The organism is Sporosarcina sp. FSL K6-1522, assembly GCF_038622445.1.
In the GTDB taxonomy this organism is placed as follows: domain Bacteria; phylum Bacillota; class Bacilli; order Bacillales_A; family Planococcaceae; genus Sporosarcina.
Genome location: NZ_CP152019.1, coordinates 321,197 through 339,589, shown reverse-complemented (window position 1 = coordinate 339,589; position 18,393 = coordinate 321,197). Strand labels below are relative to the sequence as shown.

The window sequence follows — 18,393 nt, the reverse complement described above, 5'->3', positions numbered from 1 at the left end:
AAGGAATGGATTCTTGAACCGGGTATTTGTTGTTCGTTTTAGGTAAAGGGGATTGTGAGATACATCGCCGTTTATTTAGATTTTTCAGAACCTTAATTCTTGGTTGGCGTCTAGTTAATGACAACTGCGAAAAGGGTGTGTGTTCATGAGCGTATTCCTTCAGCTGAATCTGATTAGTGCTGCGTTTGGATTTTTATTTTTTATAACGGGGCTTGCGCTTGCGCATAGATATATTTGGCTGGATCTTTTCGGATTGCCAGACGCTTTTAGTTATTCGCTTCTGATGTTGTTATGGCTGGTATTTCAGATCTTGTTTTTCAAGGTTGCAAAGAAACGAATAATCGTCAGTTTTTGGCACTTATTTTCAATGGTGCTATGGTTTCCGTATGTACTTGTTTGGTCCTTTCTGATCTCCTTAGTGATTCCAGATGGCGTCTTGCAAGGACAGGACGATTTTGGAGCGGGATTCCTTCTTTTATTCGTATCCGTATTTGTGTATCCAATTTATACAGGATTGACCGTTCTCTTCACAATTTTACAAGTACGAGGTATGTGATTTAACTGGAATTTCTATCTATTTATTTGTCTATATAGGTTGAACTTATAATTTTCATCTACTCTCCAGCGAAGGCGCCTTACAAGCGGTCGCCGAAGCGGTAAGACTGGCAGTGGTTTTCTGCCTGGCTTATGGCGGGAGGCATCCGCAAGCGCCGAGCGTTGTTAGGAAGGTTCTTTTGTTCAACTTATATAGTTTGAAACAATCGTAAAAAAAGAATGCAGAGGAGGGACTGCTAATGAGTTATCTAGTCATCGTATTCCTATGTTGGATACCGATCTATTCATTTATAAGGATGATCCGAAGTTTTTTCGGAGAGCATGAAACGGTTCACGAAGATCGTTTATCGAAAGTAAGTGTATTCGATGCTTTTATCATGACGGCGATTTTATGTGTGATGATGGTAGGGACTTACTTGAATGAATTGAGTGTAGTTGCCGGGGAGCCACTACGTGTTTTCGAGATGACAGGGCAGGTGGCGTCTAATTATGCCTCACTCTCTGCTATCCATGTATCTACATTGTTTGTCTTTTTCATATTGAGTTATATAGCTTATTGGTTGCTGCCAGCTGAGGGAGGCAAACTGTCTCCTGTCGTATACGTCGTCTGTAGTTCGTTATTGGTTGTGAATGTAGTAGTGGCCTTTGTTTATATCACGCACACGGGCTTTGGGAATTATGGGGTTGACGTTGCTTTTTTGCAAATAGGGTATGGCTCGATCATTTTTTTGTATATTGCTAAGCTCAATGATTCGTTGAAACAATTTTTGGCCATTCAACAGGAACGAAATATCCAGTATACAAATAAGTTTTTAAAGTTTCTAATGCAAATGTCTTTGAAGTATCAGCGGATTCCGATGTTAGTCGTGTTTTTTGTGTTTCCAGTTATGATTGTTGTTCAATTCATTTTAGTATTGTGGGGACAACGACCAGATAGCTTGATACAGGTTTTTCTAGATACGAGTAGTTATAATTACTCGAAAATCCCTGCGCCCCTTCCGGAAATGATTGAAGGTGATGGGCATTATCTATGTACAGTTTCTGCTATGGGTCATAAACGATTGGTAAAACCTGTACGTTCCGGCATACGCCATGGCGAACGGATTGTGGTGAATCGCCAATTGTTGATTGCGAATGCGTTTGAAAATATACTTGAGGAACATACGCCTAACCTCCATAAGAAAATTCGTCGTTTCTATGATACGTATGGCTATCCAATCAGCAAACACATTCAAACAAAGGTAGCTGCAGATATTGTCTATCTTTTGATGAAGCCTTTGGAGTGGCTATTCTTATTGGTGCTATACACGGTCGATACACATCCTGAAAATCGGATACATGTGCAGTATAGTGAATTGAGAAACGCGAAAAAATCATGCGTGTCATTATAAAATAACGCTCTCCACTATGTCGTGTTTCAAATAGGCAGCTCCGTAATTGAAACACGACATAGTGGATCATATCGAGAACAGCCTGGTTGGTGTTGTTCATATTGTTTCAGTGTGCTGTAATGTGAAGCTTCACGGCTTTGTCCATATCGTCTTTGTTTGTGAAGTAGACGGAGTCAGTTAAGTATGTAGTCATTTGTATCCCCGCCTTTACCCTTTATATAGAGAAAAAATCAGGAAAGTGGACAAACTTTAAAAATAAAATCTATCACGTTGTCCACTTTTTAAATCATTTGTCTATATAAAGAGTGAAGGCACGATTCGTCTAGGCCGAAGACGTCGTGCTGTCGTTAGAAAAACCAAGGAGGATATGTGATGAATGCATTTATACAAGAGTGGGGGAATAAAGCCATTTTATTTCTACTGCTCTATTTTAGATTGCCCATCTCGAACGTGGGCATAAGTGGTTTACAACAAGATGCAGGTACTATGCAACATGCACCATCGACAACGGCAAAATTAGACTAAGAGGAAGGGCAAGTTGCCTCCTCTACAGAAGGCAACTTGCCCCTAGCAATAACCTAAGAGTATAAAAGAATTAAGAAATAACTTGTCGAGCACAATCTCGACGGTGTGTCTGTTATGGATAATTTGAATGACGAAACGAGCAAGCTATTTAAAGCCGTCCGTTCGGTGTGGAAGGTATTTTTTAGGCGAATGCTGTATCATGAGGATGATAAGATTCATAAGTTTTTAAAAATATAGATTCACAAAAAAAGAATCGGAAACGAGTATAACTACAAAAATACTGTATTCCATTCTTACTTCAGGGAGGACTCCATGGGCTTTAAAGATGAATTTAAGCGTGAGATGCGTAACGTGATGAAAGACGTGGAAAAAGAAGTACATAAATCGTGGAAGATGGATTATAAAGGGCATCGTATCGAAGTGATTAATCAGTTGAAGGAAGAGTTACTGATCATTGATGGGGTAACTGTAGATCGAAATAAACGAAAATCGATCCTTTCTCATATTATCCCGTATTCCAAGTTATCAGGGACACTTCACTTGCAAGATGGGACGAAGCATGTTGTGTCCGTTAAACTCGGCGGTTATATACGGTTGAATTGTATTGTAAAAGTAGATAATGAAATAATTGTAGAAGAATCACTGAAGTTAGATTTTCTACCTTGGGAGCATAAAGAAAAAATTGTTCCTTTTATTCAACAACAGGTTCAAACACATAATGAAATCGTCGACGACCAATTACCGGATGAAGATTATTTGTATGATAACAATGATCCACGATTGGCGGCAGGGTTATCTGATCATTTTGTAGAGGATCTACCTACACCGTTTTATGTGAAAAAACTGCTGAAGCTTTTTGAAGAGCAGCTACATAATCCGACGATTGAAACACGAAAAAGTACATACGAAAAAATTATTTTTGATAATATCGCCAACTACGGTGAGGAATTTATTGGGCGCTTCCGGCAAGCTGAATTGGATGAATCCCTTGTCCAACAAGAGGCGCTATGGCTTCTTGAACATGCAGCACATCGGGAAGTTGTAAAGTTTGCGATTACCGTCCTCGGTTGTACGGATTGTGAAAAATATAAAGAGCTCTTGTTCACATTAGGTTTGCATGAAGAGTTCACGCCGTATGTTCTGTTTGCCTTGAAAAATGGCACAATCGGGGCCAACAACCAAGTTTGGCAACTTGCTCGGCACGTTCATGGTTGGGGGAAGATCGCTGCTGTTGAACGATTGGATGCAACAACGCCAGAAATTAAATACTGGCTACTAACAGAGGGCTGTAGCAATCGCATTATGAACGAATATTTAGCGCATACGTGTGCTGTAAAAGGCGAACTCGATGTAGCGCTATACGAAGAAACGATTTCAAAGGAGCTATATGATGGAGCGGGTTTGATTATCCAAGCCTTGTTGAGTGAGCGTGTAGCCGAAGGTATTGAAGATTATCCATATGCAAGTGAGGTTCTTTCTCGCTTTGTTTATCATGCGCGTAAACACTGCGAAACACTCGAAGATTTTTATCCGTTAATGAAAATCAGTGAATTTTTACAGGCTGATGATGGGGTTTGGGAAGAACGATTTAAGGAGCAATGGAATCAGCATAAATACAATTCTATTCAGCAGGCGATTCAACCGTTTATCAATGATCCTAAATGGCCGGAATTAGCGATGGATGCACCACAGCAGGAAAATGCTATAAAAACGCTTGAAATCGCTCTCTTTTATCAGTTGGACGTTTCACAGAACTTGTTTAAAATGCTAGAGAAAAATCCTACAAACATCGAACTATATGAAACTGTTATGGGTACAAATAATCGTCAGTATATCGAGGAAATCTGCACATTTGCAGAAAATCATTTTTCGTTATCCAGTCTGTCAAATGAAGAACAGTATAGTCTGCAATGTATTGTTCAAGGCTTGTATGAGCATGAGGGCGTGGGGTTACCACTGCTTCAAGCGGCTCTTACATCAGATAATGGGAGTTTACAATACCATGCACTCGGTGTGCTGAAAGCATGGTCTCCGTTTATTTCGCAACAACCTGCGCTGCGGGAAAGCATTAAAAATATTGCCATGACGACGAAAGATAAGGAAAATCGTGAGTTGGCGAAAAGGTTGTTGGAAAATTGATTTTGGGTACCAGGGATAAGGAGATGTTTATAGTGGAAATGAATATACCAGGAAGAGGAATCATAAAAATTGAAAATCTGTTATTAGACTATAATGGAACGATAGCTTGTGATGGTAAAGTGATCCCTTTGGTGAAAGAGAAGATAGAGGCTATTGATAAAAAGGGAATAAGAGTACAGTTAGTAACTGCTGATACCCATGGTACTGCAAGAACCCAATGCGCTAATATGCCTATTGAAATACAGATATTTGATAACTCGAATGCTGCAGAAAATAAAAGAGAAATTGTAGAAAAACTTGGAGCGGAACAATGCATATGTATTGGAAATGGCTTTAATGATGGACAAATGTTTGAAGCTTGCAGCCTATCAATTATAGTGATTGGGGAAGAAGGATGTTCTGCAAAATCTTTAATGAAAGCTGACATTGTATGTAGGAGTATTGAAGAAGCTTTTGATTTGATATTGAAACCAAGTAGAATCATTGCAACTTTAAGAGGATAAGATATTATCGATAATAACTAGACCAATCGAAAAACAAATATCCAACACCAAAACAATACTAAGTTGTTCTAACGCCAGGTATCTATCGATGTTTCTTTTATTCATCCGTACTTCATCAATCCCCACACACCGCTTTAAAATAAATCTTAGGTACCTTTGTCTGTGCAAGAGGGATATGTTGGGTTTGTTAGTAAAAAGCCGAAAGCTTATAAAATTTGCGATGATTTTCTAGAGCATATATTACCTTCTTAACACTTACTTAGCATTGTTATCATGAATCGAAGAACCAGTGCCTGCCACATTAATAGTGAACAGGCACTGATTTTGTCTACCGCTTCCTCTTATTCCGCTTCCCATCCAAATTCAAAAACTCACTCTCACTCGAAAACTCCACCTTCATCTGCTCATTTTTCAGCTCCGTATCATACTTCCGAACATTCCGCTGTTTACCCTTATCCTTATTCTTATTTTTATTCTCCTCGTTCATCACGTTGACCTCCTGTTCTAGAATGATTGCCACCTTTTTAGTATGTCCGGAGACAAGCGTTTTATCGTCAATTGTTTGCTGATTTATATTGCTATCTCACTCACTGCACACGTATGATAAAATATTGATACGATGAAGAGTGGCTGACAGCTATGCCACCAGAGAACCTATAAACTTTAATTTTCCAAGAAAATGCATATAAATACATATATGATTGGAGATCATTTGAATGCTAAGTGAGCAGACCAGATATTCGAGGCTTGCCAATATAACGAAGATTATTAATACGAAGTTGGAGTTAAGTGAAGTGTTGCAGCATGTGATAAGTGCGATATCGGAAGAGATTGTGCAGTGTAATATGGTTGGTATTTATTTGCCACAGAAGGATGGAACGTTTAGAGGGTTTGTCGGGAAGCCGGAAGTTATGAATGGCATGACGATTGATATGGACGTTATCGATCCTGAGCAGGATTTATTGACAAAAGAAGTAATTGAAACACGAAAAACGATTTACATTGCGGATGCCTCAAAGGATCATCGGATGGAACACGAGAAAGTTGAAGCTTTTCAAGTTAAATCGATGTTGGCGCTACCGATTTTGTTAGGACAAGAGTTGTTTGGACTTGTTTTTCTATTTGATTATGGGACGCCGATGAATTTAACGGAGTCGGAAATTCAAAGTGTTGAGGCGTATGTCAATATGGCGGCGGTTGCGATTCAAAATGCGAAGAATTTAGCACAGCAGGAAAATTTGGTTGCGGAAAAGCAGTTATTGCTGGATGTGACGCGTGAAATGGCGATGTGTTCGTCGATAGAGGCAAGTCTGGGGCAATGCTTTTTTTACTTGGATAAAACGTTAGCGAGTAAACAGATGGCTGTTCATTTCCTAAATCCGTTAGAGAGTAACATCATCACCTCTACAATCGTGCGTGAGGGTTGTCAGTGGACGGAGATGCTTGCCGGCATAGGGATGGACCGAGGTTATGCTCAGGTAATACAGCAGGTTGCTCAAACTAAAAATGCGATGCTTCTTCCAACTGACGGGCATCAGGAATTGCTGCTGATGCCGCTGGTTTCGATGGGTGAGGTGTTAGGTGTCGTTGTGGTTGTCAATGTTGCGGGAGAAGCCTACGTAGATGCTCAAATTCAGTTGGCGCAGGTGATTGTCGATACGATAGCACCGACGATTGCGAATTTGTTATATATGGATCAGCTGGAGCACCGAGTGAGGGAGCGAACGAAGGAACTCGCTGCTGCTAATGAAAAAGTGACGAGTATTATTGAAGGGATTACGGATGGATTTTTTGCGTTGAATAAAGAATGGGAATTCATTTACATCAATAGACATCAATGTTTGTTACAAGGGAACACGGCGAAAGACGTTTTAGGTAAATCTATATGGGAAGTGTTCCCGGAAGGTGTCGATACTGTCATCTATCAAGCGTTTCAGCGAGCGATGTTGGAGCGAGTTGAGGTGCAATTTGAAATCGCTCTAGGGAATCATTGGTATGAGATTGTGGCTTATCCATACGTCGAGGGCATTTGTTGTATGGTGAAAAATAGTACGGAAAAAAAGAATTATGAGAAGGAATTAACGAGGTTGTCCAATTTGAATTTAATCGGGCAAATGGCAGCGGGGATTAGCCATGAAATTCGCAATCCAATGACGACGGTGCGAGGGTTCTTGCAGTTGTTGAAAAAAGAGGATGATTCGGAGACGCACAGAGGGTATTTCACGTTGATGATTGAAGAATTGGACCGTGCCAATTCGATTATTACGGAGTTTCTCTCTATCGGTAATACCCGCACGTCTGATGTGGAAATATTGAATTTAAATACGATTATTCAAGATATGATGCCTTTAATTGGGGCGGATGCGCGGAATCAAAGTACGTTTATCCAATTTGAAATGAACGATATTCCGGAGTTACTGTTAAATCGAGATGAAATTCGACAATTGGTTATCAACCTATACCGGAACGGTTTGGAAGCGATGCAGGCAGGAAAAGTCCTAACGATTAGCACCTATCAGGAAAATGAAAATGAAGTCGTGCTTGCGGTACGAGATCAAGGAGAAGGGATTCGACCTGAAGTCATGGAGAAGCTAGGTACGCCGTTTTATACGACGAAGGACAATGGAACGGGATTAGGGTTAGGCATTTGCTATGCGATTGCTGCTCGTCATCATGCGAAAGTCGATATTCGAACAGGCACAGGTGGAACTACTTTTTTCATTAAATTTCCTTGTTGAAGTATTTCATAGCAATAGAAAGCCTTTGTGCTATCGGTTTGGATAGTACAAGGGCTTTTCTGTTGTTGACGGATTAGTATGAATTGTTTTAGCCCGGCAAACGGTCTAGATTAGAGCGTTTTTATTGGACTAAGCAACGAGATTTGTGAAGCGCGGAAAGTAGCATTGAAACTGCGCAAACTGGTGCCCGAAGCGTGCAAATTGGCGTTGTGACCGCGCAAACTGGTGCCTGAAGCGCGCAAAGTAGCATTGGAACCGCGCAAACTGGTGCCCGAAGCGTGCAAATTGGCGTTGTGACCGCGCAAACTGGTGCCTGAAGCGCGGAAAGTAGCGTTGGAACCGCGCAAACCGTTGTCCGAAGCGCGCAAAGTAGCATTGGAACCGCGCAAACCGTTGTCCGAAGCGCGCAAAGTAGCATTGGAACCGCGCAAACCGGTGCCCGAAGCGCGCAAATTGGCGTTGTGACGGCGCAAACTGGTGCCTGAAGCGCGCAAAGTAGCGTTGGAACCGCGCAAACCGTTGTCCGAAGCGCGGAAAGTAGCATTGGAACCGCGCAAACTGGTGCCCGAAGCGCGCAAATTGGCATTGAAACCGCGCGAAAAGCTGTCCGAAGCGTTCAAAGTATGAATCATCTCATAAAAAACCACTCCATCCCGACGGATGAAGTGGTTTGACTGAATTAGTTTCGAACGAGGTAATCGAATGCGCCTAGGGAAGCTGTCGCACCTGATCCCATGGAAATAATAATTTGTTTGTAAGGGTTTGTTGTACAGTCACCTGCTGCAAATACGCCAGGAAGGCTTGTTGCACCGCGGTTATCGATCACGATTTCGCCCATGCGATTGCGCTCAACTGTGTCGCCTAACCAATCTGTGTTTGGCACAAGACCAATTTGGATGAATATTCCAGATAGTTCAATATGATGTTCGGCTTCTGTTTCACGATCCATGTACGTAATGCCGTTTACGTTTGTTGTGCCTGTAATTTCTTTTGTTTGAGCGTTCGTGATAACTGTTACGTTTGGCAGACTGCGCAGGCGATCTTGTAAAACAGAGTCAGCTCTTAGTTCAGCTCCAAACTCAAGAACGGTTACATGGGTAACGATACCTGCTAGGTCAATGGCAGCTTCTACGCCGGAGTTTCCGCCGCCGATAACCGCCACTTTTTTACCTGCAAATAAAGGTCCGTCACAGTGTGGGCAGTACGCGACACCTTTGTTACGGAATTCAGCTTCGCCAGGGACACCCACATTACGCCAGCGTGCACCTGTTGAAATGATGACGGATTTACTCTTAAGAATTGCACCGTTTTCCAATTCAACTTCGATTAGGTCTTTCTTTTCTAGGCGTGTCGCACGTTGAAGGTTCATAACGTCTACGTTGTATTCTTTCACGTGCTCCTCAAGGCTTGCAGCAAGCTTAGGACCTTCCGTATGTTTCACACTGATAAAGTTTTCGATCGAAGCTGTATCGAGAATTTGACCACCGAAGCGTTCAGCAACGATACCTGTACGGATTCCTTTACGTGCAGCATAAACAGCAGCACTTGCACCCGCAGGTCCGCCACCTACAACGAGTACGTCGAATGGTTCTTTATCGGCAAATTCTGATGCATCAGGCGCGCTGCCTAATTTCGCAAGAATTTCTTCGACAGTCATACGACCGCTTCCGAAAGCTTCACCATTGAGAATGACGGTTGGCACTGCCATAATATTTTTGCTTTCAACTTCTTCTTTATAAGCAGCACCGTCGATCATTGTATGTGAGATATTCGGGTTAAGAACGCTCATCAGGTTCAATGCTTGTACAACTTCAGGGCAGTTCTGACAGCTTAAGCTGATATAGGATTCAAAGTGAAGTGTTTCTTGGATGTCTTTAATTTGATCGATCACTTTTTGTTCAACTTTTGGTGCACGGCCGCTTACTTGTAGTAAAGCGAGTACAAGTGACGTGAATTCATGACCAAGTGGAATACCAGCAAAAGTAATGCCTGTCTCTTCGCCAATACGATTTACACTGAAGCTAGGTGTTCTTTCTAATTGTGCGTGTTCCACTTTAATGTGGGATGACATTGTCGCTAGTTCATCTACTAGTTCCAACATTTCGCGGGAAACCTTATCAGATCCTGCGCTCACTTTTAGTAAAATATCGTTCTCCATCATTTCGAGATATTGGGCAAGTTGTGCTTTTATAGTTGCGTCTAACATATAGTATCTACTCCTTAGTTATGTAGTTCATTAAAATACACTTCAGCGTGTATGCCTCAGATTTTGAATGGGATCTATGTCCGACGTTCAAAATCTGAGGCACCCGCCGAAGTAGTAAAAATAGCGGGTACTCTTTGTTAAATCAAATTAGATTTTACCTACAAGGTCAAGGCTTGGCTTAAGTGTTTCTTCGCCTTCTTTCCATTTTGCAGGGCAAACTTCGCCTGGGTTGTTACGAACGTATTGTGCAGCTTTGATTTTATCAACAAGCGTGCTTGCATCGCGGCCGATTCCGCCAGCGTTGATTTCAACTGTTTGTACAACGCCATCTGGATCGATGATGAAAGTACCACGATCTGCTAGACCTGATGCCTCATCTAATACATCGAAGTTACGAGAAATTGTTTGTGCAGGGTCACCGATCATAATGTATTCAAGCTTGCTGATTGTCTCAGAGTGATCGTGCCAAGCTTTGTGTGTGAAGTGTGTGTCTGTAGAAACAGAGTAAACTTCAGCGCCTAGGCCTTTCAATGTTGCGTATTGATCTTGAAGGTCACCAAGTTCAGTTGGGCAAACGAATGTGAAGTCAGCTGGGTAGAAGCAAACAACGCTCCACTGACCTTTTAGGTTTTCTTCAGTAACTTCGATAAACTCACCGTTACCGCTATTGTAAGCTGATGCTTTGAATGCTGCGATTTCTTTTCCAATTAGAGACATAATATAAATTCCTCCTAGAGTGTTTTTAGAACGTATAGTTGCTAGTGTGGACTAACCGTTAACAATCAAACCTATAAATTTGTTTGTTATTGTTGCTTAACTATAATAATTCTAATTCAGTACTCATTATTATATAGAAATATGTCTTTGTCAAGAACAACGCTTTAATTAGTGTGAATCACTGTTTCAGTCATATTAGTTGTGGGGTACATAGACTTTATTTATGAAGATAACTAATTAATTCTCAATTAATATAGGTGTTTCTCAATTATACAGTAACTTCTGAATAGAAAAACTATTGGAAAATCATTTGTGCCTATAGTAAAGTACTGGAAGGGCAGAAGTCCTTTAATGAAGGGGGTGACAAGCTATTTTACTGTGAGGTCAAAAGGGGGAATCGGCATGAAAGGTGTTCCGATGCTACAAATGACAGTAGCGATGGCGATTTTTGGGTCCATCGGATTTTTTACAGGGAAAACGGGGATTCCAGCGGCAGAATTGGTTTTTGTACGCTGTATTTGTGCCACGTTGTTTTTAGGGCTCTGCTGGCTTGTCGCAGGGCAACATAAGGTTGAAGTATGGCGGAAGCGAGAGGTCATCCAAACGATTGTATGTGGCGTCTTTTTAGTATTGAATTGGGTGTTTTTGTTCAAGGCGTTTGAAGAGATGTCGATTACAGTTGCGATTACGCTTTATAATTTAGCACCGATTTTTGTGCTAATCATCGGTAGTGTAGTGTTAAAAGAGAGAATGACTGTGCCGTCTTTGCTGGCGATTGTCACTTGCTTTTTAGGAAGTATACTGATCATTGGTATTCAAAATGTTACTTCGTTTACGGATTTTGTGGGTTCAGGTTTTGTTTGGGCGATTCTGTCGGCTGTGTGCTACGCCATGACGATGCTGATAGGGAAAGGGATTACGGGGCTTAGTGCGTATGCGATGACGTTTGTGCAGACGGCGATTGGGATTGTCATGTTATGGCCGTTTATGAACTTTACCGAATTTATAGGGTTAACGGATTCGAATTGGTTATATATCATTGGGACAGGCCTCATACATACGGGATTTGTGTATTATTTGTTCTTCAATAGTTTGCGTAAATTATCGACGGTTGTTATTTCAGCATTAGTTTTTGTGGATCCCGTCGTGGCGATTTTGTTGGATGTACTGATTTTGGACTTTCAGCCATCTGGTTTACAAACGGGGGGCATTCTTCTCATTTTTGGTGGGATTGTTTATACAATTGTTAAACAAGAAAAGGAAGTTGTTTCAAGTGATTGAGATAAAGGGTTGTTGAATCATAAAAACGGCAAGGGAGCCCATCCTTTGTCGTTTTTGGCATAGCGTAGAAAAGTAAAATAGCCGCATGTATGGTATTTGTGTAATGAAAGAAGGGAGGACGCTAAAATGAAGCGATGTAAAGTTTGTAGAAGGAAGCCGGGCATTGAGAGGCGAGTAAATAGTGAAGGCATATTATTCTGTTCAGATGATTGTTATGAGGCATACGAGGACTCTTCTAATGATTATGACCATCCATATATGGATGACTATGAAGCGGTGCGGTTCGAGTATATCGAGTGGATGAAAAATTATGAAGACGACCTTTATGGGTACTGGTTATTTGGGGGTCCTCGTAAAGAAGAATTAGTTGAAAATCTAGACTCCCTTGTATATGAATTTCATGAATATGACAGATTGGAAGGTTCAGACGGCATTTTCTCGGAGGAAATTTATCAGTATTTACTCGCTTTTGAAGACTTGAAGGACGTCATCATCAATTGGGAAGTGAATGAAAGGGAATTGAAGAAACGTAGAAGAGAACTCAAAAGGAAAAGAGAGGAGGAAGGCTAGATGTACAAAAACGGACAGTGCCTGTCACACTTATGCTGAACAGGCACTGTTTTTATCCACATATAATCAATCCGCTTTCCGCACAATAAACCCTAAATGCCGACCGCATTTCCGGTCTTCGCGATAAGAAAATCCCTCTTCGCTTACATACGTACACGTTCGATCCAGCGTGATTTGCTCTGCAGGAATCCCTGCTAACTCACATTGCTTTTTTACCGTTAGCTGATTATCGATATGATATTTGTGGGTTTGATCATTGTAGTACATAAAATCATCCGCATAACCAAGGTCTTTGAATTTCATATAGACATCTTCATCAACTTCAAACTTTTCTTGGCTCAGTGCAGCACCAATTTGGACGTGGAAATCGCTTGGATTGCACTGTTCAACTTGTGTTAAATGCTCAAATAATTTCAACGTGATCTCTTTGACTGTGCCTTGCCATCCAGAGTGAACGACACCGATGAGGCCATTGATTTTATTGTGAAAAATGACAGGGACACAGTCGGCCGTGAAGGTACACAAGACGATATCAGGTTCGTACGTGTAGAGCGCGTCTGTATCCACAATGGCGGTCTCTAGTTGCTTGGCGCCTCGCCCTTTGTCGGCTAGTGTGACCTGGTGGAAATGGGCGCTGTGGGTTTGATAGGCGCAGACGAAGTTGTTCAATTCACACTGTAAGAAATCGGCCAGTTGCTGGCGGTTATCCACGACATGCGCAGTATTTTCACAGACGTGGAGCGCCATGTTGTTGTGTTCAAGCTTGGCTACGTTTTTCATGGTCATCCCTGCAATGAATTTGTCAGTGTTTACGAATATGTTTGTAGTCATGTTAGCCTCTCCTTTTATCATCAATTCACCTAGGAATCTGAAATTTCATGGTAGTCCCCTCGTCAATCACACTTACAATCTCTAACCCTTTTCCATACAATTTCTTTAACCGCCGATTGGTATTTGCGATACCGATGCCACCGATTGCACTAGCCTCGCTTGTAAGAATTTCTTGTAATCGTTCTGGCTCCATTCCCACACCGTCGTCGCTGATTGTGATTTCAGTGTATGTTTCGTAGACTTTTATTTGAATACGAATGGTTCCGCCTTTTATGCGTTTAAGAACGCCGTGTCTCACTGCATTTTCGACGATGGGTTGAATCGACAATGGGGGAATTTGTACATCTGTATCATGATCGATTTCCCATTCGATATGCAGCCGTTTGCCAAATCGTTCTTTTTCGATAAATAAGTACGAACGGGTCAGATGTAGTTCATCTTCTAACTGAATAAGGGTCTGTGTATTATGAACATCAAAGCTTCTCTGTAAATAATTCCCGAACTCGCGAAGTAGCTCAATCATTCGTGCGGGATCGATTTCGGCTAGGGATGCAATGGTATTTAAGGTGTTGAATAAAAAATGCGGCTGTATTTGTGCTTGAAGCAAAGCCGCTTCCATTCGAAGTTGCTCATGGATGGATTGTTTTAAATTGGTTAATGCCTTCACGCGGGATTTTAGTTCCAATGCATCCATTGGTTTTGCAACATAATCATTCGCGCCGGAAAGAAACCCTGCATTGATGTCTTCAAGTTGGTTGCGTGCAGTGAGCAGTAAAATCGGTAATTCTGAAATGGTAAATTGCTTCCGGATCATTTGTGTTAATTCGTAGCCTGACATATGGGGCATCATGACGTCGGAGATAACTAAATCCCATTCGCCCGTATCAATTAGTGCTAATGCATCTCTCCCATTTGTTGCTGTGATGACTTCATATTCTAAGTCTAACATCGTTGTTAAAATTCGTAAGTTAACAGGGTCATCGTCTACGACTATTATTTTCGCCTTATTATCCTTTGTTTTGAACGTGGAAGGAGCAGTATTCGCTAATGAGCTGGGCTTTTCTTCTGTATGAATGGAAGAGGCGACTTCCAACTTGCTTGCTGTTTTGTCCATGGAGACATGGGCTAGTGGAAGGGTAAACGAGAAAACAGTTCCCTTACCAAGAGTAGATGCTACGGAGATTTCCCCGCCATGTAAGTCTACTAGCTGTTTGCAAATGGCGAGTCCCAATCCGATGCCACTTCCCATAGATGTCATACTTGCATCTTCTTGTTGATAGCGTTGAAAAATCTTTTGCTGCGTATCCTCGCTCATTCCGATACCCGTGTCCCGAATATAAATCGTTGCGACACCATTTTTATGAGAGGCATCTATTGTCACAGATCCTTCGTTCGTAAATTTAACCGCGTTATGTAGTATATTCAATAAAATCTGAATGACACGATTCTCATCGGCATCTAGTAGAGGGAAAGAGGTTGGGATTTTTAAATCCAACTGCAGACTTTTACCTTCTGTCATAAAGCGAATCATATCGAGTGCTCCAGCAGTAACTGCATGTAGGTTTACATGTTCTTTATATAGACGAATTTTCTGTTCCTGTAATCGTGTAATATCGAGAAGGTCGTTAAGGGTAAATGACATCTGCTTACCTAAACGAACAAGTAGCTTCAAATTATCCTTGTTCTTCGTTGTTAAAGACTCCGCTTCATCATTTAAAATAGTTTCTGTGATGTTAATAATTCCGTGAAGCGGATTGCGCAATTCGTGAGAGGTGTTCGCTAGAAACTCATCTTTCTTCTTATCGGCTTTTTGCAGTTCCTTCGTTTGTTGGATATTTAAATGAATGACACGTGTATGTCGTTTAAATAGAAGACCAGCAAAAGCGGCTATTGCGATTAAATAATCAAGCGGATAATAAGGAATTTCTAACATATTTGCATTGATTGCAATACCCCACAAAACATTAAATAAATTAACAGTATTAGCAAGCAAAATATAGATTGCATCCGTATTGCCGTTTTTAATAATTCTTAGGACTTGGACGAAAATATATGAATATGAAAATGCATTTAACAGCATAATACTATAGCCGACATATACGATGTATTCAAACGGAACAATCACTAGGAGAAGCGTTAATGTTCCATATAAAGTGAATAGTAATCGGAAAATAGGGCTTTTTAAATTAAAGACATGCCTAATAAATTTGAGAATGAAATACACGGTTCCAGCAAAAGATAGATAGATAAGTTTAAGAGACCAAATTGCATTGATAGGTAATACACTAGTTAATAGTTTATCTTCATCTACTAGTATGGAAAAAGAAGCAAAAATAAGTAATAAACCAAAATAAATGAGTTCTTTTTGAAGTTTATGTTTGCTCATGAAATATAAACCGAAAGCATACAAGCTATGCACGATTAGGATAATCGCTACTAACAATTGCATAGTTTTTGATAAATTTACTTCCTTATTTATCGCTTCTTCCGTTCCTAATTTAATGGAACGTGTAATACCTCCCGCGTGAGCATTTTCATAGTTCGCCACATGAATGGTCATTTCGATTTCTTTACGGTCTGTACGAAAAAAAGCTTTGTATGTACCCAACTTACTTTTATATTGATGGGCAGATTCCGTAGGATGTCCCACTTTCGTAATTAGCTTTCCATCCACATAGATACTAGCAGCTGATGAAATATCTTTAATCCTTATCCCGTATAGTTGGTCGTTACGAGTGGGAAGTAAGATTTTTACCCGGTACGTCCCATAATTAACGGGGGTATCGTCATGTGAAAACGCATCCCAGTTCCCTGGTAAATAAATATAATTTTGGTTGTAATCAGTTTCTGCTAGCTGTCCTGACGTAGGCTTTAAAAGCTGGTTTGGATAAAACGCCCATTCACCATCAAGGGTGATTGTTTGATTGCCACTAAATGCCCAATCCCTCAAATCAATTACGCCATTTTCTACCTCTGGATGGTTGGGGATTTTATAATAGGTGATCCAGCCAATCCGGAAAATGATTAATACAAGAAACACTAAGCTAATTATTAAGAAAATCTTTCTCTGGCTCATAGGGTTATGATTGACCATGATCGATTTCATTCCTTTACTAGAAAATAAAAGTGAAAAGAGCGAGTGCCTAAACCATCTACTCTATTTATACACTTTTCCCACCTGTATCCTATCATATCGAAAGTGTGACACGATGTCTTCTAAGTATTGGTAAATAGGTAGATGAGCAGTGGCTGTCAGGGAGGATAAATGGGAGCGGATTTTTGCGATCTATTCGTAAAGTATTTCCGGACTTCTTGTCGAAAAAACAAGGAGTGATTATTAATCGATAAGAAAATAGTAGGCACCTGATTTGAAACAACATTGTGCTGTTTTAAATCAGGTGCCTTTTTGATAAATTGAATAGTTGGAAATGAGAGGTTAAGGGGTATTTAATTCACATGAAACTTCCCATCCACCTCAACGGTTTCATAAATGTTAATAAACGCATCTTCGTCATGCTTACGCGCAATCTTTTTCACATGCAACGTTTCATAGCGTGTGACGACCATCATTAAAATGTCCTTCTTCTCCTGCGTATAGCCCCCGTAGCCCTCTGTAATCGTAATTCCACGATAGATGGACCCCAGTAGCTCATTGCGGATTAAGTCACCTTTTGTCGTGACAATTTGCATCGTCAATTTGACGTGATCAGTGAAGATCGTATCGATCATTTTACCTGTGATATAGATAGAAAGCATCGTATATAATGCGATTTCCCAGTCAAATACAAAGCCTGATAGTAGGACAATGACGCCATTCATAGCCGTGAGGAGAAGGCCGACACTGAAAGATGTTGTTCTGGAAACGATAATCGCGATAATATCTAAACCGCCGGAAGTTCCCGAGTATTTTAGGATAAGACCAACGCCAAGACCACCAATTCCGCCACCGAACACTGTGGATAGCATGATGTTGTCTGTAAGAGCGACGACAGGGACTACATATAAAAAGGTCGAGAGTGAAGCGACACAAACCATCGTGTTGATGGTAATCGTTTTACCGAGTTTATAGTAGCCTAAAACAATTAAAGGTAGGTTCAGTACGAGATTCAACGCACCTGTGTTAAAAGGAGTGATGAGCCCGAGTAAAATCGCAATCCCGCTAATTCCACTACTCAAGATTCCGAATGGTACAAGAAAACAGTTAAATGCAAAGGCAATGATGAGCGAACCAATGACGACAATTAAGTTTTTCATGAATAGTGAGTCTCCTTTTAAAAAAAATGCGAAAGGGTGACGAAAATCGGATAAACGGATCTCTAGCTGATTATGATAAATAAAAAACCGCCCCTCAACAAAGGGACGAGTTTGTATGCGTAACATCATCCATATTTTGGTGTTTTTTCAAAAGTAAAGTTATGCATCTACCATATGTATTCCAATATAACGGTGGAAAGCTGTCGCAGCTTGCTAAACGCTAGCTTTGCATCTCGGAGGGGATTTTGGGATAAGAGCTATTCATCGACGCTAGTCGATATGTTTAAAAACAGCGTTCTTTTTGTCCTTTTCCTCGTCCTCGACTTTAATTGATTAGATGTAAATTTAGCAGAGAAAAATAGAGGTGTCAACATGTACTTTTCCCTTTGTACTGGTAGGTAGCGGGCCTTCTGCGCAGCTAGTTGTTTCTTGTTTAGGAGTCTTTTTATTCTACCAATTCTGGAAATAATTAAAGCATTCATATGCGTTAGGAAGTATCTATTAGATTGGGAGATTTATTCGATGGTTGGTAGGGGGGGAGAGGTATCTTACGATCGTTTATCGATGTATACATGATTGCGATATATGTATACGTTTATCGCAGTGATGTACACGTAATTGTATACATCGGTACACATTAGCGTATACAAGTGTACAATCATGTACACATTCAGCATTTACTT

General features: G+C 40.8%; 15 protein-coding genes. 8 read left to right on the top strand and 7 right to left on the bottom strand.

The genetic code is table 11. From position 1 onward, the window contains the following. Positions 1-145 precede the first annotated feature (145 nt). From MKY34_RS01640 to MKY34_RS01620, 5 genes are all read left to right on the top strand, one after another. Entirely contained in the window at positions 146-556 is a 411-nt protein-coding gene (locus tag MKY34_RS01640) for a hypothetical protein (RefSeq protein ID WP_342513522.1), read from the top strand. 238 nt (positions 557-794) lie between these two features. Then, positions 795-1,946: a DUF6688 family protein gene (locus MKY34_RS01635; RefSeq protein WP_342513521.1), complete on the top strand. Its 1,152-nt coding sequence runs from the start codon at positions 795-797 to the stop codon at positions 1,944-1,946. 372 nt (positions 1,947-2,318) lie between these two features. Next, positions 2,319-2,471 carry a hypothetical protein gene (locus tag MKY34_RS01630; RefSeq protein WP_342513520.1) on the top strand — a complete coding sequence of 51 codons (153 nt, stop codon included), beginning with the start codon at positions 2,319-2,321 and terminating at the stop codon, positions 2,469-2,471. A 312-nt stretch (positions 2,472-2,783) separates the two neighbouring features. Then, entirely contained in the window at positions 2,784-4,610 is a 1,827-nt protein-coding gene (locus tag MKY34_RS01625) for a hypothetical protein (RefSeq protein WP_342513519.1), read from the top strand. 38 nt (positions 4,611-4,648) lie between these two features. Beyond that, entirely contained in the window at positions 4,649-5,113 is a 465-nt protein-coding gene (locus tag MKY34_RS01620) for an HAD family hydrolase (protein WP_342515161.1), read from the top strand. 328 nt (positions 5,114-5,441) lie between these two features. On the opposite strand, the gene MKY34_RS01615 is transcribed toward MKY34_RS01620, so the two are convergent. Beyond that, positions 5,442-5,600, bottom strand: coding sequence for a hypothetical protein (locus MKY34_RS01615; protein WP_342513518.1), 159 nt, complete (start codon positions 5,598-5,600; stop codon positions 5,442-5,444). A 229-nt stretch (positions 5,601-5,829) separates the two neighbouring features. On the opposite strand from MKY34_RS01615, the gene MKY34_RS01610 reads away from it, so the two are divergent. Next, a complete protein-coding gene (locus tag MKY34_RS01610; RefSeq protein WP_342513517.1) occupies positions 5,830-7,851 on the top strand; it encodes a GAF domain-containing protein in 2,022 nt (673 codons plus the stop codon). 110 nt (positions 7,852-7,961) lie between these two features. Here the strand turns inward: MKY34_RS01610 and MKY34_RS01605 are convergent, their stop codons facing one another. The 3 genes from MKY34_RS01605 to ahpC form a co-directional block, all read right to left on the bottom strand. Next, positions 7,962-8,498, bottom strand: coding sequence for a hypothetical protein (locus tag MKY34_RS01605; RefSeq protein ID WP_342513516.1), 537 nt, complete (start codon positions 8,496-8,498; stop codon positions 7,962-7,964). Between the two features lie 32 nt (positions 8,499-8,530). Further along, the gene (ahpF, locus tag MKY34_RS01600; RefSeq protein WP_342513515.1) at positions 8,531-10,057 is read right to left on the bottom strand and encodes an alkyl hydroperoxide reductase subunit F; all 1,527 of its coding nucleotides are present in this window, start codon (positions 10,055-10,057) and stop codon (positions 8,531-8,533) included. Positions 10,058-10,204: 147 nt separating this feature from the next. Beyond that, positions 10,205-10,774, bottom strand: a complete 570-nt coding sequence (gene ahpC / locus MKY34_RS01595; protein WP_342513514.1) for an alkyl hydroperoxide reductase subunit C — start codon at positions 10,772-10,774, stop codon at positions 10,205-10,207. 402 nt (positions 10,775-11,176) lie between these two features. On the opposite strand from ahpC, the gene MKY34_RS01590 reads away from it, so the two are divergent. Both MKY34_RS01590 and MKY34_RS01585 read left to right on the top strand, forming a co-directional pair. Continuing rightward, positions 11,177-12,055, top strand: a complete 879-nt coding sequence (locus MKY34_RS01590) for a DMT family transporter (protein WP_342513513.1) — start codon at positions 11,177-11,179, stop codon at positions 12,053-12,055. Positions 12,056-12,181: 126 nt separating this feature from the next. Then, entirely contained in the window at positions 12,182-12,625 is a 444-nt protein-coding gene (locus tag MKY34_RS01585; protein WP_342513512.1) for a hypothetical protein, read from the top strand. Between the two features lie 66 nt (positions 12,626-12,691). Here MKY34_RS01585 and pgeF read toward each other — a convergent pair whose 3' ends face one another. The 3 genes from pgeF to MKY34_RS01570 all read right to left on the bottom strand — a co-directional run bounded on the left by pgeF (position 12,692) and on the right by MKY34_RS01570 (position 17,710). Continuing rightward, positions 12,692-13,456: a peptidoglycan editing factor PgeF gene (gene pgeF / locus MKY34_RS01580; protein ID WP_342513511.1), complete on the bottom strand. Its 765-nt coding sequence runs from the start codon at positions 13,454-13,456 to the stop codon at positions 12,692-12,694. A gap of 25 nt (positions 13,457-13,481) precedes the next feature. After that, positions 13,482-16,550 carry an ATP-binding protein gene (locus tag MKY34_RS01575; RefSeq protein WP_342513510.1) on the bottom strand — a complete coding sequence of 1,023 codons (3,069 nt, stop codon included), beginning with the start codon at positions 16,548-16,550 and terminating at the stop codon, positions 13,482-13,484. A 353-nt stretch (positions 16,551-16,903) separates the two neighbouring features. Continuing rightward, a complete protein-coding gene (locus MKY34_RS01570; protein WP_342513509.1) occupies positions 16,904-17,710 on the bottom strand; it encodes a YitT family protein in 807 nt (268 codons plus the stop codon). Positions 17,711-18,393: the final 683 nt, after the last annotated feature.

What these genes read in the sequence shown, in the direction of transcription:
- MKY34_RS01640 (WP_342513522.1), top strand. Translation starts at nt 146, where the DNA reads ATGAGCGTATTCCTTCAGCTGAATCTGATTAGTGCTGCGTTTGGATTT.
- MKY34_RS01635 (WP_342513521.1), top strand. Translation starts at nt 795, where the DNA reads ATGAGTTATCTAGTCATCGTATTCCTATGTTGGATACCGATCTATTCA.
- MKY34_RS01630 (WP_342513520.1), top strand. Translation starts at nt 2,319, where the DNA reads ATGAATGCATTTATACAAGAGTGGGGGAATAAAGCCATTTTATTTCTA.
- MKY34_RS01625 (WP_342513519.1), top strand. Translation starts at nt 2,784, where the DNA reads ATGGGCTTTAAAGATGAATTTAAGCGTGAGATGCGTAACGTGATGAAA.
- MKY34_RS01620 (WP_342515161.1), top strand. Translation starts at nt 4,649, where the DNA reads ATGAATATACCAGGAAGAGGAATCATAAAAATTGAAAATCTGTTATTA.
- MKY34_RS01615 (WP_342513518.1), bottom strand. Translation starts at nt 5,600, where the DNA reads ATGAACGAGGAGAATAAAAATAAGAATAAGGATAAGGGTAAACAGCGG.
- MKY34_RS01610 (WP_342513517.1), top strand. Translation starts at nt 5,830, where the DNA reads ATGCTAAGTGAGCAGACCAGATATTCGAGGCTTGCCAATATAACGAAG.
- ahpF (WP_342513515.1), bottom strand. Translation starts at nt 10,057, where the DNA reads ATGTTAGACGCAACTATAAAAGCACAACTTGCCCAATATCTCGAAATG.
- ahpC (WP_342513514.1), bottom strand. Translation starts at nt 10,774, where the DNA reads ATGTCTCTAATTGGAAAAGAAATCGCAGCATTCAAAGCATCAGCTTAC.
- MKY34_RS01590 (WP_342513513.1), top strand. Translation starts at nt 11,177, where the DNA reads ATGAAAGGTGTTCCGATGCTACAAATGACAGTAGCGATGGCGATTTTT.
- MKY34_RS01585 (WP_342513512.1), top strand. Translation starts at nt 12,182, where the DNA reads ATGAAGCGATGTAAAGTTTGTAGAAGGAAGCCGGGCATTGAGAGGCGA.
- pgeF (WP_342513511.1), bottom strand. Translation starts at nt 13,456, where the DNA reads ATGACTACAAACATATTCGTAAACACTGACAAATTCATTGCAGGGATG.
- MKY34_RS01575 (WP_342513510.1), bottom strand. Translation starts at nt 16,550, where the DNA reads ATGGTCAATCATAACCCTATGAGCCAGAGAAAGATTTTCTTAATAATT.
- MKY34_RS01570 (WP_342513509.1), bottom strand. Translation starts at nt 17,710, where the DNA reads ATGAAAAACTTAATTGTCGTCATTGGTTCGCTCATCATTGCCTTTGCA.